This is a genomic window from Flammeovirga yaeyamensis, from assembly GCF_018736045.1.
Classification (GTDB): Bacteria; Bacteroidota; Bacteroidia; order Cytophagales; family Flammeovirgaceae; genus Flammeovirga; species Flammeovirga yaeyamensis.
Genome location: NZ_CP076132.1, coordinates 2,730,241 through 2,755,130, shown reverse-complemented (window position 1 = coordinate 2,755,130; position 24,890 = coordinate 2,730,241). Strand labels below are relative to the sequence as shown.

The following is a 24,890-nucleotide window of genomic DNA, read 5'->3' as shown; positions in this document are numbered from 1 at the left end:
TAAATAATAGAGTCCTTGATTACCACTTCGTGTTTCTCATATCACCTGAAGTCATAAATTCAGAGTGCATTTTAAATACTCTGTCTAATGCTTGTGGAGTTTGAGGATGACCTGTAGTTACATCAAGATAATCTCTTAATGTCTCTTTGTAATCCGGGTGAACACAGTTCTCGATAATTGCTTCAGCACGTTGACGTGGAGATTTACCTCTCAAGTCAGCTACACCTTGCTCTGTAATGATCACTTTCACTGAGTGCTCTGAGTGATCTTCGTGAGATACCATTGGTACAATAGCACTAATGCTACCACCTTTCGCCACTGAAGGACATGTAAAGATCGATAAGAATGAGTTACGAGTGAAGTCACCTGAACCACCAATACCGTTCATCATCTTCGTACCTAAAACGTGAGTAGAGTTGATGTTACCAAAGATATCTGCTTCAATTGCCGTGTTAATTGTAATCAATCCTAATTGACGAACGATTTCAGGGTTATTTGAAATCTCTTGAGGACGAAGTACAAGTTTATTTCTAAAGAAATCGAAGTTTCCATAAATTTCTTTCAGTACATCTGGAGAAACTGTTAATGAACAACCAGAAGCGAAAGTGATATCGCCGTTTTTCATTAAATCGATTACTGCATCTTGGATTACCTCAGTGTACATTCTGAAAGGAGGGATACCAGGATTTTTACCCAAAGAACCTAATACCGCGTTGGCAATATTACCTACACCAGATTGAATTGGAAGGAATTCTTTTGGAATAGTACCTTTCGCTAATTCACCAGCAAGGAAGTTCGCTACGTTATCACCAATTTTTTGAGTTACCTCATCAACAGGTGCGAAACCACCTACTTCATCAGGAGCGTTAGTTTCAACGATACCCATGATTTTAGAAGGATCAATTCTTAATACAGGATCACCGATTCTTGCATCTGGTGAGTATACTGGAATAGACTTTCTGTAAGGAGGGTCTAATGGTTGATAAATATCGTGAAGCCCTTTAATAAATTTAGGGTGATTACTATTTAATTCAATAATAACTTTCTTAGCTAATTTTGTGGCTGTTGGAGAGATACCTACGCCTGATGTTAATACCACTTCACCGTTTGGCGTAATATCAGCAGCTTCGATAATTGCTACATCAATTTCACCAAAGAAACCATATCTCATTTCTTGAGCTAACGCAGATAAGTGCATATCAAAATATTCTACGTGACCATTATTAATGGCACCTCTCATATCTTTATTTGATTGATAAGGAGTACGGAATTTAACCGCGTTTGCTCTCGCCAATTCTCCATCTAAAGAGTCTCCTGTTGAAGCTCCAGTGATCATTCCAATTTTAAATTCTCTACCGGCTTCGTGCTCTTTTTTCGCTTTTTCAGCAATCGCTTTAGAAATTACTTTTGGCGATCCTGCAGGAGTAAAACCACTAAATGCAACAGTTGTATTATGATGTACATAAGATGCTGCCTCTTCTGGAGTTAAAATTTTAAATGGCATATTTTCTTTCTTTAATCTGGTACAGTTTATCTGTAGATAAGTTTTTTCATTTTCATTTCCCTTAGGTTTTATAATAATACTTCACACAAGAAATATGAACCATTAAATATTCAACCTGGAATGATGATGTAAAGATATAAGTCAGTTTATTAGAAAATGGTGACTAATAAATAACCCTAAAAGGTGATTTAAGTAATGAATTAATTAATATTTAATGATATAAATTAACCTCTTATATTTAACAAAGTATTAAAAGGAAATTATACTCCGTGTTCTATTTTCATTTCTATTTAAAATTGATGAAATTGCGCTTCTTGTTTGAAAAAAATACATAGATATATAAATGGCAAAGCAAAAACCTACCGTACCAAAGGGTACAAGAGATTTTGGTCCAGAGCAAATGGCAAAGAGAACGTACATTTTAGATACTATTAAAAGTGTATATAAAAAGTATGGTTTTCAGAACTTAGAAACTCCAACCATGGAAAACCTTTCTGTATTGACTGGTAAATATGGTGACGAAGGGGATCAATTATTATTTAAGGTTGTAAATTCTGGTGATTACCTTAAAAAGGTAAAACAAGAAGACTTCGAACAAGGAGCGAAGCATATGTTACCAAAAATCTCTGAAAAAGGTTTAAGATATGATTTAACGGTACCTTTCGCTAGATACGTAGTGATGAACCACGGTAATTTATCTTTTCCATTTAAAAGATATCAAGTTCAACCCGTTTGGAGAGCAGATCGTCCACAACGAGGTAGGTATAGAGAATTTTATCAATGTGATGCCGATGTAGTAGGTACAGATTCATTATTATGTGAGGCAGAAATCCTAGCAATGATGGGAGAGGCTTTAACTAATTTGAAAGTTACTGATCATACCATCAAATTAAACAATAGAAAAGTACTTACAGGTATTGCTGAAGCTATCGGAGAAAACGGTAAAGAATCTGAGCTTTGTGTAGCTATTGATAAATTAGATAAAATTGGTGTTGAAAAAGTAAACCTAGAACTAACAGAGCAAAGAGGTTTTACTCAAGAAGCTGTAGATCAGTTAGCACCTATTTATGAAATGAGTGGTACTACTGAAGAAAGAATTGCTAAAATGAAAGATTTCTTAGCCTCTTCAGAAGTAGGTCTTAAAGGTTTAGAAGAACTAGAAGAAGTATTTAATTATACCTCTAAGTTAGGTGTAAATACAGATAAAGTAGAATTTGATGTAACCCTAGCAAGAGGTTTATCTTATTACACAGGTGCTATCTTCGAAGTAAAAGTAAACAACGCCAATATGGGTTCTATCTCCGGAGGTGGTCGCTACGATAACCTAACAGGTGTATTTGGCTTAGAAGGTATGTCAGGAGTTGGTTTCTCATTCGGAGTAGACCGTATCTACGATGTATTAGAAGAACTGGATCTCTACCCAGAATCAGCTATCGAAACAACAAAAGTAATGTTGACCAATTTCGATAACGCCGGAAGAGATTACTCATTACCATTGCTTCAACAACTTAGAAACGCAGGTATCAGTGCAGAACTATACCCTGATAACGCTAAAATGAAGAAGCAAATGAACTTCGCCAACCGCAAAAACATCCAATACGTTGTGCTTGCATGGGAAGACGAGATGTCTCAAGGGAAGTATTCTTTGAAGAACATGGAGACTGGGGAGCAGGAGATGTTGAGTGGGAGTGAAATTGTTGAAAAACTAAGGAACTAAGAAACTAAGGAACTAAGTTTTTAATGAAGATATAGAATTGGGTAGATTAATAATTTTATTAGTCTACCCTTTTTTATTAACTTTATTTTTATGTTTAAATAGATCATCCAACTTTTTGATGATATTCATAAAATTAACTATTTACGATTCATGGAATTTTTAAGGGAAAAGACAGTAAATTTCTCATTGAGAATTATCAAACTAACTCATTTTTTGAATAAAAAGAACGAGTACATCTTATCCAAACAAATCCTTAGGTCTGCTACTTCGATTGGAGCAAATTTAGCTGAATCAAAATATGCTGAAAGCAAAGCCGATTTAATACACAAGTATCATATTTCTTTAAAGGAAGCTAATGAAACAGATTATTGGTTGGAGTTAATATACAAAGCCGAATATATCTCAGAAAAACAATATAAAAGCTTAATAAAAGATCATCATGAAATAAGAAAAATATTAGTCACATCATTAATTAAAATGAAAAAACTAAGGAATCAAAAAAGTTATAGTTAACTTCCTTAGTTCCTTAGTTCCTTAGTTCCTTAGTTCCTTAGTTTATGAATGTGTCCTCATATTATAATAAACCCTTGCTGTTCTCCACAACCTTACAACAAAGCTCCACCATCCCACAAACATCTCCTGGCTCCGCCATTTCCACTGTTTGATGTAGATATCTCATAGGAATAGAAAGTGCACCTGCGATTGCACCATTTTCTGGCATTCTCTGGATGTTTGCTGTGTCTGTGCCACCAAAAGGAAGGATTTCTGCTTGGTGAGGGATTTCATTTTGATCGGCTACTTCTTCTAGGAGTTCGACCATTCTGCGGTCGCAGATTGTGCCTCCGTCGAAGTGTTTGATGCCAACCCCTTTTCCCATTTGAGTGACATAGTTTTCTGGTGCAAGTCCTGGGATGTCGTTAGCGACAGTAACATCTAGGGCGATGCCGAAATCTGGAGAAACGCCGTGTCCTGCTACTTGAGCACCACGAAGGCCAACTTCCTCTTGAACTGTAAATACGCCGTAAACATCACAATCGATGTCTTCTGCTTTAATTGATTTCATTACCTCAACAAGAGCGTAAACACAAACTCTATCGTCTAATGATTTACCGTTGATAAGGTTACCCACCATTTCTAGGTTTTGAGACCTTGTGATGGAATCCCCAATTTTTACGTGTTTTGTAATTTCTTCTTTTGATAAACCACAATCTATAAAATATTCTTCGTTGGTAATTACTTTCTGACGTTCTGCTGGAGTCATCGAATGAATAGGCTTACAACCCATAACACCCAATAGATCTTTCTTTCCATGTACAAGAACACGCATTGATGTTAATGTTTTAGGATCAAATCCACCTAAAGTTTGGAATCTTATGTAGCCATTATCATCAATATGTTTGACCATGAATCCGATTTCGTCCATATGAGCAGCAAACATAAATTTCTTCACATCTGCTTTTTTTGATCTCTTTATTGTGATCAAGTTGCCCATATTGTCAGTATAATATTCATCTACATGAGATTTTAGCTCATCGATGATTAATTCTCTTACTTGTTTTTCAAACCCTGGAGCACCAGGTGTTTCGCTAATTGATTTTAATAGGTTCCAATCGATTTTTTCGATGCTCATGATATGTGTTTATTTAATCTTCTTTTACTAAAATATTTTCTGATACCAATGCAGAAATAATTTTCTTATCTCTATCATTGATAGTAATTTCTAAGGACTGATCAAATTCAATTTTCTCAGTAATATATAATTTAGAGCCTATACCAATTCCCATTTTGTCTAAATATTGAAGCAAACTGCTGTTCGAGTCTTGAACTGCAACCACCACAACTTTCTTCTTACATTCTATATTGGTTAATTTGATGGCTTCTAATACATCAAATTCTCCATTTTTATTTGGAATAGGATCTCCATGAGGATCGTGTTGTGGGAAACCTAAGAATTCATCTAATCGTTCGATCATTAATTTCGATTTGATGTGTTCTAATTGTTCAGCCACTTCATGTACCTCATCCCAATTAAAATTCAATTTTTCTAATAAGAATACTTCCCATAATCTATGCTTTCTGATGATTAAGAGTGCTTCTTTATTCCCAGTAGAAGTAAGGGTGGTTCCTTTATATTTTTGATAATTGATAAACCCTTTCGTATTGAGTTTTTTAATCATGTCAGTCACAGAAGCAGGTTTTGTGTTTAAAGCTTCAGCAATAGCATTTGTGCTAACAGGAGATTCTTTCTCGGATAGGTGATAAATCGTTTTTAGATAATTTTCTTCGGAGTGACTTAACATATGATTTAACTGAGGTTAATTGTGATACGCAATTTATAAGGTTTGTATCACTTTTAACAATTTTTCTTCCTCAGATTTCCATAAAGGATCTATTTGATCAGGACTATTTTTGTAACCTACATAAGAATCCAACTTTTTAAGTAGATCTGTGACATTATTTGATGTAAAATCGTGATATAATGCTGCATTTTGAGGGTTAGTGATATTTTCCCATAAAGGATTAGGGTTAATTATCATTGGGATTTTTAAAGCGAGACATTCATACATTTTTGTAGGAATACAGCCTTTTGTGCTTTTGTTGTAAGGATAGGGAAGACAAACAAAATTTGCTTCCAACATTTTTTCAACAATTAAATCATGAGAAACAAATTCTTCGATGCCAATTGCTGATACATTCTGATATTTAAGTTCAGCAATACGAATTCTTTCTATGATGTCTTTTTCATATGCTTTACCAATAATAGAAAAAGTATATTTTTCAATCTTCAATTTTTTGACGGCATCAATAAAATCTAAAAAATGATGTGCACCAAATATTTTAGTAATACTTCCACACATCAAAAAATGAATTTTCCCAGGTTGGAATGACCTTAATTCAATTTCACCTCCGTATTTATTCTCTAATATAGTTGCTTTATTAATAGGTAATTTCTTCTCTTCAAAATAGGTCTTTTCAGCAACAAAAAGGTGATCGACATATTTAAAACAAAGGTTTTCTATTCTTTGTGCAGCAAAAGAAAGGATAGGTGATAGATATTTCTTATGATAACGCTGTTCGGTAAAATTTAAGGGGTAATTTTCTAGTATATCATAAATTATTTTTACTTCCGGGTGTAGGTATTTGAATAATATTATGCTTGGTATTAATTCAATAGTATGAATGATAATAATATCCGGTTGATGTTTTTTTAAAAAACGAAAAAAGTGATTATTCGCCACTAAGCGATGAACCACTTTTTTCTTTTCTTTAAATATAGGATAGAACTTGATGTTACCTTCTTCAGGTGTAGCATCTTTAATATCTGTTCCTACAATCAATATTTCTGATGAAGCTAATTTAGCTAAGGATTTGCCGATTTTCTTGTAAACTCTAGAGTCGTTTACCGGTTTCAACACAGATCCTAAAACTACCTTCATATTATTCTAAGATTGGTGATAAGAATTCCATAGTATCTATATCATCAGCATAGGTATCTACTGATGGGAACTGCGCTTGACCAAAATCTTCTGTTCCTGCTAACCAATGTTGGTCTGCAACAACCACCTGAATTTTGTCCTGATGGATAGACATTTTTTCTTTTAAGTCTTTTCCATTCTCATAATGTTCATAATATAGAACAGAAACAGGAGAGACTAAGTCTTGGTTTTCAGTTAATATTAATCCACCATTGTCTAAATGCTCCACTTTATTGACTAAATAAATGGACTTATTATAGTCGTAGTTATTCGCAAATTTATGGTTGATAATCGTCTTTTTAGCTCTTTCTTCTAAAGCTTCCATTAGTAACTTGAAATCGTAATCGACTGGAGCATAGACTTTAGAAATGTTTCTGCAACCTAAGCCATAGTACAAGAAAATGTCATCTGCCAATTTTGCTAAAGTTTCTTTTGATTCATCCCCTTTAATTACAGCTACTGAAGAGCGGTTGTGTCTGATAATATGCGGGAATTTAGAGAAATATTTCTCGAAATAACGATTACTGTTATCTGAACCAGTAGCAATTACTTTATCGATTTCTAGAGCCGGAGCATCTAAAATAGATATTTGGTCTTTGAATTTAGGTTCAATATCAATTAACCAATCCAAAAGGATTTTCATCAAGAAAGTATCTTGAGAACTAAGTTTAGCTTGTAGATGATGTCCAGAGATCAAAACGCATAAAGCATCATGAAAACCAACCGCAGGAATATTCCCGGCCATCACTACCAATATATTTTGTGATGATGTTTCTGCTGAAATAGAGTAGTTGTTTACCCATTTTTCCAAAACATCACGTTCTAACATTTTCTGAATACCAACAAGAGCATTATCAACAGTAGTTTCATCAAACCAACCATTGTCATCGTTTGCTCTTCTAGAAAGCATATTTGAAGTCTCTTCGTCGAGTGTTTTTAATTTTTCACCTAATGCTACGAAAGCATTAATTCTATCTTGCAGCTTCATCTTTACCTGTTAATTATAAAAACAGTGCAAATCAAATTGAATAAAGTTCTTAATACAAATATATACTCTTAAAAATCCATTAAAGCGAAAGAAATAATGTTTGCACCCATTTGTAATGCTTGTCTCCTTAGTTCTTCAGGATCTTTATGAATACTTTGGTCTTCCCATCCGTTACCCAAATCACTTTCATAACTATAGTAACAAACCAATCTTCCTTGATACAAAATACCAAACCCTTGTGCAGGCTTTCCATCGTGTTCGTGGATTTTAGGAAGTCCATTTGTGAAATCAAATACTTGATGATAAATAGGATGAGAGAAAGGTAATTCTACAAAATCTAATTCAGGAAACACTTTTTTCATTTCGAGGCGAATGAATTTATCTAAACCATAATTATCATCAATATGTAAAAAGCCACCACTTATAAGGTAGTTTCTTAAGTTTTCAGCATCTGAATCTGAAAAAACGACATTACCATGTCCAGTAAGGTAGATATATGAATAATTAAATAGTTCAGGACTTCCTATTTCAACGATTTCGTCATCAGGGTCGATATTACTACCTATATTATCATTACAGAATTCCGCTAGGTTGGGAAGGGCAGTTTTATTCGCATACCAATCGCCTCCTCCATTATATTTTAGCTTAGCTATTTTAATAGAATAGGTGCTTTTTGATAATTGTGCAGAAACCTGCCAAGATAAAAACAAGAATAAAGTGGTGATGAAAATTCTCATTATGAATTATGTTTTCACTAAAGTGATGGTCTAATTTGATTAAAGCCTAATAAGTTCATTTCAAAAAATATCTGTTTATCAGACTTTCTCTAATGAAATTAAGAGAATACATTTAAAAGATCAACTGATATTAGACAAATGTTTTCATATTCATCAATTGCACAGCTACAATACCTGCCGTTTCTGTTCTTAAACGTTCTTTGCCTAAACTCACCCAATCAAAACCATTGTCTTTGGCTTTTTCTGCTTCATTTTCACTAAATCCACCTTCAGGTCCTACAATAATAAATGTATCACCATCAGAATTTAACTTAGAAAATAAGTGTTCAGTGCTATCTGTAGGTACATAGGCAATAAACTTTTGATCTGCTTGTGTGGATAAAATATCGTCGAATGTATTCGCCAAGGATAATTTAGGTAGATGGAATTTTCTAGATTGCTTCATCCCTGAAATAGCAATTCTTTCTATCCTTTCTAATTTAATATTTTTCCTTTCTGAATTTTCTGAGAAGAAAAAGGTAATGGATTCTACACCTATTTCTATAGCTTTCTCTACAAAAAACTCTATTCGGTCCATGTTTTTGGTAGGAGCAATGCCAATATGTAAGCCTTGGCCCGCTTGAGGCATTTTTTCTTCTTCTTCTATACTAACTCTACATTTCTTAGGGTTGGCATCAATAATTTTAGCAGTATATCTAAAACCCTTTCCATCCATTAAATAAAGGTGGTCATTGGCTTTCATTCTTAAAACACGAACAATATGTTTCGAATCTTCAGAATTTAAGACAACTTCTGAATCATTTTCTCGTATGTCACTATGGTAAAAGAGTCTCATTTTTATATAAAAAGGATGATTTAATCTATTATTTAGGCAAAAATAAACCTATTAATGATTTATTTTTAAATTATTCTATGAAAAGATGAAGATTTCTTTTGTATGTAATATTGATTTTGTATTTTTGCAAGCCAAATCAGATTAAGGTGAATAAGAAAAAACCATATAGTATAGGAATTGCTGGGCTGAAGAATGGTAAGCACCAGTTTGAATTGGAGTTGTCACGCGAACTTTTAGATTTATTTGAATCTGAATTGATGGAAAATATATCAGGAAGCGCGATATTGCAACTTGCAAAAAGTGAAACTGCTATTGAAGCAGAGATAACACTTGATGCGAAAGTGATGTTATTGAGTGATAGATCACTAAGAGAATATGAAGAAACGATGAATTCTCATCAGAAAGTATTCTTTAAGTTTTCAGATCACTTTGAGATGTTGGAAGATGATTTATTTAAAATACCATTTAATGAAGCATCTTTAGATTTTTCTCAGATAATTTATGATCAAATAGCATTATCTCTACCAACAAAAAGACTTCATCCAGATGAAGTCGAGGAGGAAGATCTGTTTTATACAACAGCAAGTGAAGAGGAATTGTTGGAAGAGGAAGATAACGAAGATCAAGAAGATGAAGAAAAAGCATCTGATCCTCGTTGGGATATTTTGAAAAAACTCAAATGATATAATAAAATTTAAAAATGGCACATCCTAAATCGAGAATCTCGAAAGCGAGTAGAGGTAAGCGTCGTACGCACCTTAAAATGGATAAACCTACAGTCTCTTTTTGCCAAACAACTGGCGAAGCACACGTTAGACACCGTGCTTTCTGGTCAGAGGGTAAAATGTATTATCGTGGCCAAGTGGTGATCGATAATTCATCAGACGTAGAAGAAGCAGCTGAATAGTTTAATCTGTTCAGAATCAAGCCAATTCCTAAAAAGGGATTGGCTTTTTTTTATGTTTTATATAGAATTTGCTAGAGTTGTTTATCTTTGCATCTTGTAATTGTGTAGAAACAACATTCTATTCGAAAATAATATAGAAATACCTATAAAGTTATGGCAATAAAAGCAGCAATTAAAGGCGTTGGGGGATACGTTCCTGATTATGTGCTTACCAACGCAGAATTGGAGAAAATGGTGGATACCAACAATGAGTGGATATTAGAAAGAACAGGTATTTCAGAAAGGCGTATATTAAAAGGAGATAAAGGTACTTCGTATCTTGGTGCAAGAGCCGTTGAGAATCTCTTAGAAAAAACGAATACTAAAGCAGAAGATATTGATTTAATTATTTGTGCTACGGTTACTGCAGATATGCATTTCCCTGCAGCAGCAAATATGATTGCTCATCAAGTGGGAGCAAAAAATGCATTTAGTTATGATATTAATGCAGCTTGTTCAGGGTTTGTTTACGCATTGTCTACAGGTTCACAGTTTATCGAAACTGGAAGATACAAGAAAGTAGTTATCGTTGGTGCAGACAAAATGTCTAGTATCGTCGATTATACTGATAGAACAACTTGTGTATTATTTGGTGATGGTGCAGGTGCTGTTCTATTAGAACCTACTGAAGCTGAAGAAGGAGTAATGGACTTCGTCTTAAAGACAGATGGTGCTGGTGAACCTCACTTACATATGAAAGCAGGTGGGTCATTGCATCCTCCAACTCATCAAACTATAGATGATAAGATGCATTATATCTACCAAGAAGGAATGCACGTATTCAAACATGCAGTAGTTTCTATGGCAGATGTATCAGCAGAAATCATGGAGAGAAATAATTTGGGGTCAGATGATATCGCCTATTTAGTTCCTCACCAAGCCAACAAACGTATTATCGATGCCACAGCCAATAGAATGGGAGTAGGCGAAGAAAAAGTGATGATGAACATCCATAAATACGGTAATACAACTGCTGCCACTATTCCATTATGTTTAATGGACTACGAAAATAAGTTAAAAAAAGGCGATAATCTTGTATTTGCTGCTTTTGGTGGCGGATTTACATGGGGCGCAGCTTACATTAAGTGGGCATACTAATAAATATTTGTATTTTTGCCTTTGGTCTAAAAATTGATTGTTAGACCTTAGCATTTTATCAAAGTCAAAAAATAGAGTATATATAAAATGGCATCTACAGCTGATTTTAAAAATGGTCTGTGTATCGAGTTCAATAACGATGTATTTCAAATTATTGAATTCCAACATGTGAAGCCAGGTAAAGGTCCTGCTTTCGTACGTACAAAATTAAAGTCTGTTCGTACTGGTAAAGTAATTGATAACACTTTTGCTTCTGGACATAAAGTAACCACTGCTCGTATCGAAAGAAGAGAGCATCAATACTCTTACCAAGATGATATGGGATTCCATTTCATGGATACTAGTTCTTGGGAAGAAGTAACTTTACCAGAAGAACAAGTACCAAATAACGATTTGTTGAAAGATGGAATGAATGCTGATATTCTTTTCCACGTTGAGGCGGATGATGAAGTTATTGGTTGTGAATTAGCTCAATTTGTAGAAATGGAGGTGATTTATACTGAGCCAGGTATTAAAGGTGATACTGCAACAAACACACTTAAACCTGCCACAGTTGAAACTAATGCTCAAATTATGGTTCCTTTGTTTGTTGACACAGGAGATGTAATTAAAGTGAACACACAAGAGCGTTCTTATGTAGAACGTGTTAAAAAATAATTTTTTTAAAGGAATATGTTTGAGTGTAAAAACTCAAACATATTCTAAGTATTTAATATTATACAGAAATTAACTTTTTGAAGCCTTCTTTTGAGGGAAGATTAAAGTTCACACACTATCACATTATGAAAGCACCAGAGGTAAAAGATCTGATTAGCTTTATTGCGAACTCAGGTTTGCAAGAAGTAAATGTAGAAACTGCAGAAATCAAACTTCACGTTAGACGTAATCCTGAAGCGGCAGCTGTTGCTGCTCCAGTAGCTGCACCTGTTTTAGCTTCAGCTCCAGTAGCACCTATCGCTGCTCCAGCAGCAGCTGAACTTCCTGCATCTGCACCAGCACCTGCAGTAGAAGCTCCTTCTGCTCCTGAAGCACCTGCGGCCGATTCTTCGAATTACATCGAAATTAAATCACCTATGATTGGTACGTTCTATACGTCACCTAACCCTGATTCAGATACATTCGTTAATGTTGGCGATAAAGTGAAGAAAGGAGATGTAGTTTGTATCATCGAAGCAATGAAACTATTTAACGAAATCGAATCTGAAGTATCAGGTACTATCGTTAAAGTATTGGCTGACAATATGTCTCCAGTAGAATACGACCAACCACTATTCTTGGTAGATCCAGCTTAGTCGTTCTTTTAGAATGATCTATAGCATACAGTTAAATATAACTTCTTACTAAAATAGGAACATCGTGTTCAAAAAAATACTAATCGCAAATAGAGGAGAAATTGCACTGCGTGTTATCCGTACTTGTTCTGAGATGGGTATCAAAACAGTAGCAGTTTACTCTACAGCTGATAAGGAAAGCTTGCACGTAAAATTTGCTGACGAGGCAGTTTGTATCGGTCCAGCAGCAAGTACAGATTCTTATCTAAATATACCAAACATTCTTGCGGCAGCTGAAATCACTAACTGTGATGCGATCCATCCAGGATACGGTTTCTTGTCAGAGAATGCTAATTTCTCTCGTATCTGTGAGGAAAACAATATTAAATTTATTGGAGCTTCTGCAGATATGATTGATTCAATGGGTGACAAGGCAACGGCAAAAGCTACTATGAAAGAAGCTGGCGTTCCTACTATCCCTGGTTCAGAAGGTTTGTTAGACTCTGTTGAACAAGGTCTTGAAATCGCTGAGCAAATCAAATATCCAGTTATCTTAAAAGCTACTGCAGGTGGTGGAGGTAGAGGTATGCGTATCGTTACTTCTCCAGACGAATTCCAAAAAGCTTGGGATTCAGCTCGTCAAGAGTCTGCTGCAGCATTCGGTAACGATGGTATGTATCTTGAAAAATTCGTTGAAGAACCACGTCACGTAGAAATCCAAATTATTGGAGATAGCTACGGTAGTGCATGTCACTTGTCTGAAAGAGACTGTTCAATCCAACGTCGTCACCAAAAGCTTACTGAGGAGGCTCCTTCACCAGCTTTATCTCCAGAATTGAGAGAGAAGATGGGTAAGGCTGCTATCGCAGGTGCTGAAAAAATTAAATACGAAGGTGCTGGTACAGTAGAATTCCTAGTGGACAAGCATGGTGATTTCTATTTCATGGAAATGAACACTCGTATTCAAGTAGAGCACCCTGTTACTGAGCAAGTAACTGGTTTCGATTTAATTAAGGAACAAATTAAAGTAGCAGCTGGAGAGAAAATTTCTGGAAAGAATTACGCTCCACAAGCACACTCTATCGAGTGTCGTATCAATGCTGAGGACCCTGCAAATGATTTCAGACCAAGTCCTGGTAAGATTACTACTTTACATATTCCTGGTGGACCAGGTGTTCGTGTAGATACTCACGTATATACAGGATATACTATTCCTCCAAATTATGATTCAATGATCGCAAAATTGATTGTTACTGCTGAAACAAGAGCAGAGGCTATCAAGAGAATGAAAAGAGCTTTAAATGAATTCGTTATCGAAGGTATTAAAACTACTATTCCATTCCACTTGCGTTTAATGGATAATGAAGTGTTCCAATCAGGTCACTTTACAACTAAGTTTATGGAAGAACATACTTACGAAACACTGTAAGTACTATCTATAGATAAAAAAATAGGCTATCTCATTTAATTGAGATAGCCTATTTTTATTATAAGACGCTTTTTATTCAACTCTTAACCAAGTTTGAGTTTTATAAATAAAACCTAAATAACCTCTTACTTGTAACTTTCCTTCTTCTACCCATACTTTGCATGAATAAATTTTACCATTTTCAGGCTTTAAAACTTTACCATCTGTCCACTGGTCGCCATTTTTTTCCATTCCCCAAATGATTTGCATACCCATAACTTTTTGGTCCTTTTTATTTCCAGGACATTTATCACAAGTAGTATCTTCAGGATCTTTCAAAAGCTTAATGATTTTACCTGACATAGTATTATCAGCTTCTTTATAAATCTCTACATAAGCTTTAGCTTCGTTTGTTTCATCATCAATTGTTTTCCATATGCCAAAAACTGAAGATTCCTGAGCATAACTACAAATTGATAGAAAGAGTCCTGTTAGTAAAAGAAGAATTGTTTTGTTCATAATTATAATCTCTATTCAATAATAATTTCTTCACCCGAATAAAAATCAAGTATCTTCATAGAAAAGATAAATTGATATTTCGATCTATTTAATTCTGCACGTGCAATATTCAAATTGTTTTCAGCAACAACATAATCGGTAGTATTCGCAGCACCAGATTCAAATCGCTTATTTACTGAACGGAACTGTTCTTCTAACGATTCAACTGATTTTTTATTAGATACATATGTTTTTTGTGCCGATAATGCATTAATATATGCTTGTTCTATATTTATTCTTAATGTATTAAGTTCTTGTTCTAATTGAACTTCATTCTTTCTAATTGCAATAGTTGCTTTATTTACATTCGTCTTTACATTACGTTTACTGTAAATAGGAATATTCATTTGAATTGAAGCTACTTGACTGAAATAATCTTCAAATTGACGCATCAAAGAATTGTCGTTAGGATCATTTCTATTAATGTAATTTGATGAGTAACCCGTACTTACATTACCATTTAAATTTAATGTTGGGTAGAAGTCACCTTTTGCAATCTTTCTTTGATACTCAGAAACCTGAATATTCATCTTTGCCGCTTGAATTTCAGGCATAATGCGTTTAGATTCTTCAAATACCTCGTTAGATGGAACAAACTGTAATGTAGTATCAGGCTCAGCAAATTCTGGAATATCAATCTCAAATTCAGTATTGAAATCCAATTGCATAGATTGTTTTAGTGTAAGTAATGCAATATTGTAAGCATTTTCAGCTTCAGTCAATTGTCTTTCTGAATCAGCTGACTGAGAAAGTAAATCCAATAATTCTGAAAGAGGAGCAGAACCGGCATCAACCAATCTTTTAGTTCGATCAACTTGTTCTTTAAGATTGGTGACTCTCTTTTCTGAGATACCTACATTTTCATATTTAAAGATAACATCAAGATAGTTTTCAGTAACCTGAAGAACGATGTCGTTCTCCATTTTTTCTTTGCTGTAAGTCGCACTCTCAATATTGACCTTTGACTGTTTTATTTGGTTTCTAACCTTTAGGCCACCAAAAATCGGAACACCAACTTGAGCTCCAAACTGACCATTATTTGTAATTTGATTTACCAATAAGTTGGTGTTCGGATCTGGGTTTAAACCTCTATTAAAACTATGGTTATAAAAACCTGTTACATTAGGATAGCGTTGAGATTTTGCCTGTTTAAATTCTTCTGTTCTCTCATTTACGTTATACGATTGAAGCTTAACAGAAAGGTTATTTTCGATAGCATATTCGACACATTGCTTGTAATCCCAAGTCTCTTGGGCATAAATTGACACTGAAGTTATCGATGATAATAAAAATAAGAGGAGTTTGTTTCTTGTCATGGTAATATGTAATGCAAACGCATTAAAAAATTAAATGGAAGTGCATGTTTCAAAACAATATTTAAAACATGCACTTAATTTAGTAAAGTTTTCTAATGTAAACTATTTAGTCGTCAACATTTGGTAAAAATGTTACGTCTTGTACCCATTTTATACTTTTAAGGTACTCTAATGTTATATCTCGAGGGGCAGAGTCCATTTCTATAAACTGACAAGCAGTTTGATGTTTACCTTTTCTAGAAACGGTCATTTCTGCAATATTTACATCTTCTTGTGCTAAGAGATTTGAAATGAAGGATATAGATCCTTTTCTATCTTCTGCAGTGACAATCAAGGTAGGAGAGTTTGCACTAAAGTTAGAAGAATAACCATTTACTTGTCGAATAGAGATGATTCCTCCGCCTTTAGAAACACCAACTATTTCAAGTTTACGATCCTCTTTAGTCAAAATCAGCTTGATGGTGTTTGGATGATGTGCAGATGCATTACCTACAGGCCTAAATTCGTAATCAAAAGATTTTGCTTCAGCAATTTCAAAAGATTTTTTGATATTAGGATCATCAGTTGACATTCCCATTAAACCTGATATGATTGCTTTATCAGAACCGTGACCTTCATAAGTTCGTGCAAACGAATTATAAAAAACGATTTCAGCATGTTCTGGAATTCCTCCAATCATCTTAAAACCAACTCTACCTATACGTACTACTCCTGCGGTGTGAGAGCTAGAAGGACCAATCATAATAGGCCCAATCATGTCAAAAATACTTGATTTATCCGCCATTTGTGTTTATAAAAAATAAGCTTCAAGGCACAAAATGTTTATGATGTACCAAGAATTAAAGTATGTGATTATGTGTTTCTAGTAAAAATAGTGAACAGGATTAGTATTATTGGAAGTTTTGATCACTTTTATTTCATCAAATTGCTCTTTGATATAATCAATTAATAATTCGGAGGTAAATTGCTCACTTTCGTAGTGTCCAATATCTGCAATCATGATTTGATCTTCAGCATCAAAAAATTCATGATATTTAAAATCACCTGTAATAAAGACATCAGCTTTAACTCCTTTAGCATTTCCAAGTAAGAAGCTTCCTGCACCACCACAAACGGCCACCTTTTTAATCGTTTTATTCACGACTTTAGTATGTCTAATCGCTCCAACTTTGAATGTGTCTTTTAATTTAGATAGGAATATATCAGCTGGAATGCCTTCAGTATAAGTACCATACATTCCAGATCCTACAGTTGTATTCACGTTTTCTAACTTTGTGATATGATACGCTACTTCTTCATAAGGATGCGAGGAGTGAAGTGCATTTAATACCGATCCTTTTAAGTGAATTGGAAATTGAACTTCAATTTTGTTTTCTTCAACTTCTTCTAACTGATTAGCTTGACCAACAGATGGATTGGTATTCGAGTTGCCTAAAAATGAGCCAATTCCTTTTGTTTGATAACTGCAATTGGAGTAATTTCCAATTTGTCCAGCGCCAGCATTGCCAAGTGCTTCTAAAACTTTTTGAGTAGCTTCGATTGGTACATAAGAAGTCAATTTAAATAAAGTATCTTTCTTAGGGGCAAGTATTTTTAGATTTTCTAAACCTAATAGGCTGCAAATCTTAGCACTCACACCATTATTCATGTTATCTAAATTGGTATGAATAGCATATATAGCGATGTCATTTTTAATGGCTTTAATTACAGTACGTTCAACGTAATTTTTTCCATTCAATCGTTTCAACCCTCCAAAAATCAATGGATGATGAGCCACTATTAGATTACAACCAGTATTAATTGCTTCATCTACAATATCTTCTACGCAATCTAAAGTAACCAATATGCCTTTTACCTCTTCATTTCCACTTCCGGTAAGAAGGCCTGAATTATCATAAGATTCTTGATATACAGGAGGAGCTAATTGCTCCAAGCTTTTCACGATTTCTTTAATTTTCATGTTACGAATTTAAGTATGTTGAATGTATTTTCATACAGTTTATTCATGTATTTTAAGTACAAAAAAAGCCCATAGGATACCTATGAGCTTAAAATTCATTTCATTTATAACTAAACTTTATCTTTCATCTTTTTATTGAAAGTAAGTACTGGTCGAACGGCGTGGTTGGCCACTTCTTCGGCAATACTTCCTAGTAAAAGGTGTTGAATACCCGTTCTGCCATGAGTGGTCAATGATATCATGTCTGCATCAATAAATTGAGCAAATCCTCTGATACCTTCTTCTTCAGAAAAGTCATTAAAGCTATGAACATCGTAATTTTTAAATTTATGTAACTCAGCAAACTCTTCTAATTGTTGAATAGAATAGGGGGTTGCTTCAAAATTACTAGGGGTGATCACTTTCACTAAATGAATCTTCGAATCATATATTTCCTGGAAAAGCTTTAATGTAGCAATTGCACCGTTATTAACTTTATGGAAATCAGAGGCAAAAACTATATTTTTTGGTTCGAACTTCTCATCTTTCTTTTTCACGGTAAGCACAGGGACTTTTGATAATCTAATTATTTTCTCGGTATTAGAACCTACCAAAAGCTCATCTAAACCATTAATACCCTGTGAGCCAATAACAATTAGATCCGTTTCTTCTTTACTAACGAAATCGGCTAAATGTCTTTGAAGTGAATCAAATTCAATGTGTTTTTCGATTTTAATGTTGGGATAAGTATCAATTATTTTTTTGATCTTATCATCAACAACTTTTGATAATTTATTGGTGTAATGATTATAAATCTCAGGATCTTCCATACCCACATCACCTGCACCAAATACAGATAGACTATCATAATGATTGATAGTAGGGACATCGATAACATGAAGTAATGATAGTGATGCATCGTTCTTTTCAGCTATTTGAATAGCTATTTCGAGTGCATTATTTGCTTCAACCGAAAAGTCTGTTGGGACTAAAATATTTTTGATCTTCATGATGTTTATCTTTTAGGATTAATGATATATCTAATATACTTTATTTAATGCTGATTTTTATTGATGAAAGTCAATAAAGTGTAAATAATACGTTATTTTAAATCATCGAATATTTTTATCAAAATATCTATTGATGCATCGGAGTGATTACCTGTAACTTTGGTGTATTCCACTTCATTATTTTCTAAGATTAAAGATTGATAAAGACTATCTGAAGTACTGATTGGAAGAATCTCATCCTCAGTAGAATGATACAAATGAATAGGGTAATTGTATCTTTTAACAGATATTGAGTTGGAATTCAAATAGGTATTTATTTCATCATTACCCGTTTTGACTGATGAAAGAAACTCTGATGTAAACAATTCTTCAATGTTATCAGATAATTGACTGTTTACTTGACTAATATTTAATGAGCCATCAAGTATAGAGGCAATTCTATCATTGTATGGTGCATTGAAATAATATTCATAACCATCTTCAATCCTATAATTTTCATTAAATGAATAGATAATTAAAGCTAAAAACGATGGGGCGTCATAGGTGTCATTACTCAAAATTGTATTCATTACTTCCTCAAGAAAATAACCTCCAGCACCTGCATACACCTTACTTACTTGATAATCTGTTTTGTTATAATCATCGAAATACTCCATTATACTGAAAGTAGATGCACCACCTTGAGAATATCCTGCTAAAATTAAATCATTAGAGATGGATACTCCTTTTTGATTTAGAAACTCTTTGGTTGCTTTTAAAAAATCAATAGATGAATAGGCGGTAATATTCTTTATGAAATAATTTTGAGGTAAGGCATTACTTTCTCCAAATCCAATCAAATCCGGAGTCATAATAACATAGCCTAATGCTGCACCTAGTTCATAAGTGGGTAACGAATTGATGCTAGGTGAATTTGTATTTGCTAGAGTTGTACCTCTGCTTAATAATATACTAGATAGTTGATTATCTGTTTTAGGAATAGAGACCACTCCAGATACGGTGATAATATTATCATCGATGTCTTTTGTTGTATAAGTCAGAACATATGATTCAATATCAAATTCTATTTTTGGAGTGATATTTCCAAAGCCAGCAAATTCGGTAATTAATCTCAATTCCTGAGTGGTTAGGGAAGCCTTTAGATTACTATTAATTAGTGTGCCCGTCTCATTTAAATTGATTTCATCACTTAAATCTTCATTATCGGAACAACTGTAAAACAGAAGTATGAAAGGTAATAATGAGATGAATAGTCTTATATTTTTGAAAGTAGAATGCATAAAAAAAGAGTTGATTTATTTAAATTAATAAATCAACTCCTAAAGTAAAATGTTTAAATATTTTTTCTAGAAATATTATTTAACTGTTCATCGCTTCTTGATGTAAATTTTTATTATTTGAAGATCTTCTATTGTAATTCTTTTTTAAAACAGGATAAGAAAGAACCGATAGTAAAATAACGCTTGCTCCAATATAAAAACCCGGCGACATTTGTTCTTTTTCACCAAAGAACATTAGCGCCAATAATATACCATAGATAGGTTCAAGGTTTACAGTAAGGTTGACTTGAAAAGCACTCAAATTCTTTTGTATTTCTACACAAACTGCATATGCAGCCGTCGTACAAACGATAGAAAGAACCAATAAATAAATAATATCTTGATTCGACGGGATAGATAACCATGTGTCTCCTGTCGATAAAAAGGGCAATAATATAAATGAGGTGATGGCACCACCGATCATTTCATAATAGGTGATTTTTGGAGATGAAATTCTCTTCACAAACTTACCATTTAAAACACTAAAAGTAGAAGCAACAAATGCAGCACACAAAGAAAGTGATAATCCTAGTGCATGATCAAATTCGAATTGGAAGATAATATACAATCCCACAATGACGAATAACCCTAAGACAACTTCATATGGTTTTACACTCGTACGATTGAAAATTGGTTCAAGAAATGAGGTAAAAAGGGCAGTAGTAGCAATACCTGCTAAACAGACACTTACTTTTGAAATCTTTGCTGATGTAAAAAATAAGATCCAATGCAAGGCAACCAAACCACCTGTACCCAATAATTTCAATACATCTTTGGTCGGTAATTTTGTTTCCCATTTTTTTATTTTCATAAAAACACCCATCGATAAGGCGGCAATTAGCGTTCTGTAAAACACTAACTGAAAAGAGTCAAGCTCAATGAGTACTCCTAGGATGGCCGTAAAGCCCCAAATAAACACAATGATGTGTAACTTGAATTGGTCGTTGAACATTTCGGAAGTTTAAAAGTTTGTGCTGCAAATGTATAAAAAAAGAGTCTAACCATTAACTAGTTAGACTCTCATTTTGTTCAAATTATCGTTTATTATTTCTGTACCTTAAAATAGAGGTAAATCGTAACGACAAAGAATATTATGTTAGGGAGCCAAGCTGCTAGGAATGGACTTAATGTATCTGCTTCTGCAATTGCCCTTGACATCAATACCATTAATAAATAGATAAATGCAAGAACAAAGCCCATGGCTATTTGATATCCGGAACCTCTTCTTGATTTCACAGAGGATACACAAACACCCATTATGGTTAAGATAAGAATGGCGAAAGGATAAGCATAACGTTCGTATAAGGCGTTTTCATAAACACCTAAGTTACCTACACCTCTTTCTTTTTCTGCTTCAATAAACTCTGACAATTCTGTGTTTGTAAGCGTTTCATGAAGGGCATACTTACTTTCGAAATATTTCGGATCCAAGTTTAATTTCATGGTCAAACTATTTCCTTTCGAGAAGGTTTGCTTTCCATCAGGCTTGAATTCATATTTTTCATATCTATCAAAAGTCCATTCTTCTTTAGTAGAATCCCATTGAATACGGTTAGCAGAAAGCTTACTTAATAATTTGTTTCCGCTAAGTACTTCTAAAGTTGGACGATAACCTCTCTTAATTCTGTTGTTATACGTTTCAACATATAGATATGATGAATCACTCACTCTATAGTGAATATCTCTCTCATTGAAATAATAGGGGCTTTTGAGGTATTTAATTTCAAAAGCTACTCTTGTTTTTGATGCATTCGGAACAGCAAAGCCAATAAGCCCAAAAATAACTATACCAACTAAAACTGCACCCGCTACATATGGTGCTAAGAATCTATGGTAAGAAACACCATTTGATAAGATCGAAATAACTTCTGTGTGCGAAGCTAATCGAGCGGTCATAAATACTACTGCTATAAAAATAGACAGGGGACTAAGTGTATTCACCCAATGTATAAAGAGATTTACATAATACTCTTTAAATACGTATCCGAAACTGAGTCCATGTTTAAGGAAATCATCTTGCTTCTCTGTGTAGTCTACTACACATACAATGATGTTCAATAACAGAACTACAAAAATAAATGTCTTAAAAAACTTTTTGAGAATATACTTATCCAGAAGTTTCATATTGTCTGTTGTATCTATTTTTATATGAAAAAAACCGATTGGCTTACGATATACAAAAAACGAATTACTATTCTAATTTTCCAACGTCTGAGCAGGATAGATGACTATAAAAGTTCACTTTTAACGTTGTTTCACACCCTTTTTTCAAATTTGCATTATTATAAGGAGGGAAGAATTAAAATAGTGATTGAAGTAAATAATAATTCTTGTACTTCTACTAGTTAATGAGTTATAACAAATAAAAAAGCCCTCCAAGAAAACTTGAAGGGCTCCATATATTATTAACTGCTTAATTAGTCAACGATGTCGATTTTTAAGCTGTTTGTTTTACCAGAAACGCTCAATGGTAAAGCAGCGATGTTAACGTAACGGTCGCCTTTTGCCAAGAAACCTTTTTGTACCAAGATAGCTTCAGCCTCTTTGAAAGTCTCAGTAGAAGACTCTTTTGGTAACAAGTGGAATGCTCTAACACCCCATACTAGGTTTAATGTAGCAGCTAACTTCTTATCTGATGAGAAGATGAAGATGTTAGTATCAGGACGGTGTCTAGAGATACGAGAAGCCGTAAAACCAGATTGAGTAAGACCGATGATACACTTCGCTTCTAAATCTTTAGAGATTGCAGCAGCAGATTGAGCGATAAGGTTACCCGCATAGCTATCTTTTGCCGGATCGAAGTCATACGTTTTGTTGTAGATGTCTTGAGTTTGACGCTCTACAGCAGAAAGGATACGTACCATAGCTTGAACAGTTTCTACAGGGTAGTCACCAGCAGCTGATTCAGCTGAAAGCATTACCGCGTCAGCACCGTCAGTTACAGCGTTAGCAACGTCATTTACTTCTGCACGAGTAGGACGAGGGTTAGTGATCATAGACTCCATCATTTGAGTAGCAACGATTACTGGCTTACCAGCTTTGTTACACTTACGGATGATTTCTTTTTGGATCATTGGTACGTCCTCGAATTTGATTTCAACACCAAGGTCACCACGAGCTACCATAACAGCATCAGTAACTTTCAAGATTTCGTCGAAGTTAGTGATTGCTTCTGGACGTTCGATTTTAGCAACGATCTTAGCGTCAGAACCTTTAGACTTGATAATGTCTTTTACAGTCATGATGTCTTGAGGAGTTCTTACGAATGAAAGAGCTACCCAGTTTACACCAGCTTCAAGACCGAATTCCAAGTCTCTTTTATCTTTTGCTGTAAGTGAACCTTCTGAAATGTTTGTATCAGGTAAGTTCATACCTTTACGTGATTTCAATTTACCACCGTGAACAACTTCAGCAATAATTTCATTACCTTTTACTTCAATAACACGAACACAAAGGTTACCATCATCAATCATGATGTTGTCACCTGCTTTCACGTCTTTTACAATGTTAGTATAAGTAGTAGATACTTTATCTTTAGTACCAACTACTGGAGTATTAGTGATGATGATTTGCTCACCTTCAACAATCTCAACTGCTCCACCTTCAACTTCACCAATACGAATCTTAGGACCTTGTAAATCTTGAAGAATCGCTGTGTTGTGACCAAATTTAGAATTGTATTCAGCTACCCAATCAATTACTTGTTGGTGAGCTTCGTGAACGTCGTGTGAGAAGTTTAAACGGAAAACGTCTGCACCTGCATGGATTAACTCAAGAATTTTTTGCTTATCTCTTGTTGCCGGTCCGATTGTAGCGACGATCTTAGTCTTGTTGATTGCGATACTCATAATTTTTAGTTAACGAATATATAATTTTGAAATGATGAGTGATTAAAATTAATAACTCTGTTTTATTTAAAACTGATTTAATTTCTCACTCTATTTTTGAAACACATGCGAATTTATTAGATTCCACTTTATAGAACAAGAAATATTAAATCATCTTATATTAACAAATGCAATTATCGATAGAAAATTGGCTTTTGGAGAGAAAAAGTGAGCTGAAACGAACGTTAGCTATACTAATTGACCCCGATAAGTGGTCAAATGACGTATATTTTTTCTTAAAAAACGGGAATAAAAATCATTTACCTGATATTTTTTTGGTTGGAGGAAGTTTGTTATCCACAAATCAACTCGAAAAAACAGTTAAAGATTTAAAATCATTAGGAAAACCAGTCGTTTTATTTCCTGGTAATTCAATGCAAGTAACCAAAGAGGCCGATGCAATTCTTTTTATGTCATTAATTTCAGGGAGGAATCCAGAATTTTTAATTGGACAGCAAGTTCATGCAGCACATCATGTAAAAGAATCAAAGTTAGAAGCTATTCCTTTAGGTTATGTTTTAATTGATACGGGAGTGCCGACTTCTGTTCAATACATGAGTAATACGCAACCTATTCCTTATAATAAAGAAGATATCGCAATTAGTACAGTGATGGCTGGAGAACTATTAGGTATGCGAGCATTTTATTTAGAAGGTGGGAGTGGTGCAAGCAAAACAGTTTCAAATACCATGATCAAAGGTGTGAAAGAGAAAACAGATAGCCTATTATTTGTTGGTGGAGGAATTAGATCAAAAAATGAAGTAGTAGAAAAATTTGAAGCAGGGGCTGATATTGTAGTAATCGGATCGGCATTCGAAAAAAATCAGTCTTTATTAAAAGAACTTTATGAAGAACTAAACGTGACTATTTAAAAGATATCA

The 24,890-nt window shown here is 34.1% G+C and carries 25 protein-coding genes; 9 read left to right on the top strand and 16 right to left on the bottom strand.

All coding sequences use genetic code 11. The features are described from left to right. Positions 1 to 19: 19 nt before the first annotated feature. Positions 20 to 1,504, bottom strand: coding sequence for an acetyl-CoA hydrolase/transferase family protein (locus KMW28_RS10825; protein ID WP_066207396.1), 1,485 nt, complete (start codon positions 1,502 to 1,504; stop codon positions 20 to 22). Positions 1,505 to 1,847: 343 nt separating this feature from the next. Between KMW28_RS10825 and hisS the strand changes: the two genes are divergently transcribed. Both hisS and KMW28_RS10815 read left to right on the top strand, forming a co-directional pair. After that, positions 1,848 to 3,221, top strand: coding sequence for a histidine--tRNA ligase (gene hisS / locus KMW28_RS10820; RefSeq protein WP_169663405.1), 1,374 nt, complete (start codon positions 1,848 to 1,850; stop codon positions 3,219 to 3,221). Between the two features lie 150 nt (positions 3,222 to 3,371). Further along, positions 3,372 to 3,734 (top strand): four helix bundle protein, encoded by a 363-nt coding sequence (locus KMW28_RS10815; protein WP_169663406.1) that lies wholly within the window; start codon positions 3,372 to 3,374, stop codon positions 3,732 to 3,734. Between the two features lie 61 nt (positions 3,735 to 3,795). Here KMW28_RS10815 and KMW28_RS10810 read toward each other — a convergent pair whose 3' ends face one another. The 6 genes from KMW28_RS10810 to KMW28_RS10785 form a co-directional block, all read right to left on the bottom strand. Beyond that, the gene (locus tag KMW28_RS10810) at positions 3,796 to 4,851 is read right to left on the bottom strand and encodes a M42 family metallopeptidase (protein WP_169663407.1); all 1,056 of its coding nucleotides are present in this window, start codon (positions 4,849 to 4,851) and stop codon (positions 3,796 to 3,798) included. A 13-nt stretch (positions 4,852 to 4,864) separates the two neighbouring features. Further along, positions 4,865 to 5,521 (bottom strand): metal-dependent transcriptional regulator, encoded by a 657-nt coding sequence (locus KMW28_RS10805; RefSeq protein WP_169663408.1) that lies wholly within the window; start codon positions 5,519 to 5,521, stop codon positions 4,865 to 4,867. A gap of 33 nt (positions 5,522 to 5,554) precedes the next feature. Next, entirely contained in the window at positions 5,555 to 6,658 is a 1,104-nt protein-coding gene (locus KMW28_RS10800) for a glycosyltransferase family protein (protein ID WP_169663409.1), read from the bottom strand. Between the two features lies 1 nt (position 6,659). Then, positions 6,660 to 7,685, bottom strand: coding sequence for an acyl-CoA reductase (locus KMW28_RS10795; RefSeq protein ID WP_169663410.1), 1,026 nt, complete (start codon positions 7,683 to 7,685; stop codon positions 6,660 to 6,662). A gap of 68 nt (positions 7,686 to 7,753) precedes the next feature. Beyond that, positions 7,754 to 8,422 (bottom strand): DUF4159 domain-containing protein, encoded by a 669-nt coding sequence (locus tag KMW28_RS10790; RefSeq protein ID WP_169663411.1) that lies wholly within the window; start codon positions 8,420 to 8,422, stop codon positions 7,754 to 7,756. A gap of 130 nt (positions 8,423 to 8,552) precedes the next feature. Then, a complete protein-coding gene (locus KMW28_RS10785) occupies positions 8,553 to 9,257 on the bottom strand; it encodes a 16S rRNA (uracil(1498)-N(3))-methyltransferase (RefSeq protein WP_169663412.1) in 705 nt (234 codons plus the stop codon). A gap of 146 nt (positions 9,258 to 9,403) precedes the next feature. Between KMW28_RS10785 and KMW28_RS10780 the strand changes: the two genes are divergently transcribed. The 6 genes from KMW28_RS10780 to accC all read left to right on the top strand — a co-directional run bounded on the left by KMW28_RS10780 (position 9,404) and on the right by accC (position 14,001). Then, positions 9,404 to 9,940 (top strand): YceD family protein, encoded by a 537-nt coding sequence (locus KMW28_RS10780; protein ID WP_169663413.1) that lies wholly within the window; start codon positions 9,404 to 9,406, stop codon positions 9,938 to 9,940. Between the two features lie 17 nt (positions 9,941 to 9,957). Further along, complete coding sequence (gene rpmF / locus KMW28_RS10775; protein ID WP_169663414.1) at positions 9,958 to 10,164, top strand: 50S ribosomal protein L32; 207 nt, start codon at positions 9,958 to 9,960, stop codon at positions 10,162 to 10,164. 153 nt (positions 10,165 to 10,317) lie between these two features. After that, positions 10,318 to 11,301, top strand: coding sequence for a beta-ketoacyl-ACP synthase III (locus KMW28_RS10770; protein ID WP_169663415.1), 984 nt, complete (start codon positions 10,318 to 10,320; stop codon positions 11,299 to 11,301). Between the two features lie 87 nt (positions 11,302 to 11,388). Then, positions 11,389 to 11,958 carry an elongation factor P gene (gene efp / locus KMW28_RS10765; RefSeq protein WP_066207421.1) on the top strand — a complete coding sequence of 190 codons (570 nt, stop codon included), beginning with the start codon at positions 11,389 to 11,391 and terminating at the stop codon, positions 11,956 to 11,958. Positions 11,959 to 12,083: 125 nt separating this feature from the next. After that, the gene (gene accB, locus KMW28_RS10760) at positions 12,084 to 12,593 is read left to right on the top strand and encodes an acetyl-CoA carboxylase biotin carboxyl carrier protein (RefSeq protein ID WP_066207423.1); all 510 of its coding nucleotides are present in this window, start codon (positions 12,084 to 12,086) and stop codon (positions 12,591 to 12,593) included. 64 nt (positions 12,594 to 12,657) lie between these two features. Then, complete coding sequence (accC, locus tag KMW28_RS10755; protein ID WP_169663416.1) at positions 12,658 to 14,001, top strand: acetyl-CoA carboxylase biotin carboxylase subunit; 1,344 nt, start codon at positions 12,658 to 12,660, stop codon at positions 13,999 to 14,001. A 72-nt stretch (positions 14,002 to 14,073) separates the two neighbouring features. Here the strand turns inward: accC and KMW28_RS10750 are convergent, their stop codons facing one another. From KMW28_RS10750 to pyk, 9 genes are all read right to left on the bottom strand, one after another. Next, positions 14,074 to 14,499, bottom strand: coding sequence for a DUF2147 domain-containing protein (locus tag KMW28_RS10750; RefSeq protein ID WP_169663417.1), 426 nt, complete (start codon positions 14,497 to 14,499; stop codon positions 14,074 to 14,076). An 11-nt stretch (positions 14,500 to 14,510) separates the two neighbouring features. Then, positions 14,511 to 15,854 carry a TolC family protein gene (locus KMW28_RS10745; RefSeq protein ID WP_169663418.1) on the bottom strand — a complete coding sequence of 448 codons (1,344 nt, stop codon included), beginning with the start codon at positions 15,852 to 15,854 and terminating at the stop codon, positions 14,511 to 14,513. Between the two features lie 106 nt (positions 15,855 to 15,960). Beyond that, positions 15,961 to 16,638, bottom strand: a complete 678-nt coding sequence (gene sdaAB, locus KMW28_RS10740) for an L-serine ammonia-lyase, iron-sulfur-dependent subunit beta (RefSeq protein ID WP_169663419.1) — start codon at positions 16,636 to 16,638, stop codon at positions 15,961 to 15,963. Between the two features lie 78 nt (positions 16,639 to 16,716). Continuing rightward, on the bottom strand, positions 16,717 to 17,814 hold the full coding sequence (locus KMW28_RS10735) for a Nif3-like dinuclear metal center hexameric protein (RefSeq protein WP_169663420.1): 1,098 nt from the start codon (positions 17,812 to 17,814) through the stop codon (positions 16,717 to 16,719). Positions 17,815 to 17,924: 110 nt separating this feature from the next. Further along, on the bottom strand, positions 17,925 to 18,803 hold the full coding sequence (locus KMW28_RS10730; protein WP_169663421.1) for a universal stress protein: 879 nt from the start codon (positions 18,801 to 18,803) through the stop codon (positions 17,925 to 17,927). A 92-nt stretch (positions 18,804 to 18,895) separates the two neighbouring features. Continuing rightward, positions 18,896 to 20,083 carry a lipase family protein gene (locus tag KMW28_RS10725; protein ID WP_169663422.1) on the bottom strand — a complete coding sequence of 396 codons (1,188 nt, stop codon included), beginning with the start codon at positions 20,081 to 20,083 and terminating at the stop codon, positions 18,896 to 18,898. A gap of 79 nt (positions 20,084 to 20,162) precedes the next feature. Further along, a complete protein-coding gene (locus KMW28_RS10720) occupies positions 20,163 to 21,074 on the bottom strand; it encodes a DMT family transporter (RefSeq protein ID WP_169663423.1) in 912 nt (303 codons plus the stop codon). 92 nt (positions 21,075 to 21,166) lie between these two features. After that, complete coding sequence (locus KMW28_RS10715) at positions 21,167 to 22,246, bottom strand: LptF/LptG family permease (RefSeq protein WP_169663424.1); 1,080 nt, start codon at positions 22,244 to 22,246, stop codon at positions 21,167 to 21,169. A 293-nt stretch (positions 22,247 to 22,539) separates the two neighbouring features. Beyond that, positions 22,540 to 23,970, bottom strand: a complete 1,431-nt coding sequence (gene pyk / locus KMW28_RS10710) for a pyruvate kinase (RefSeq protein WP_066207440.1) — start codon at positions 23,968 to 23,970, stop codon at positions 22,540 to 22,542. 167 nt (positions 23,971 to 24,137) lie between these two features. Between pyk and KMW28_RS10705 the strand changes: the two genes are divergently transcribed. After that, entirely contained in the window at positions 24,138 to 24,881 is a 744-nt protein-coding gene (locus tag KMW28_RS10705; RefSeq protein WP_066207442.1) for a geranylgeranylglyceryl/heptaprenylglyceryl phosphate synthase, read from the top strand. Positions 24,882 to 24,890 lie beyond the last annotated feature (9 nt).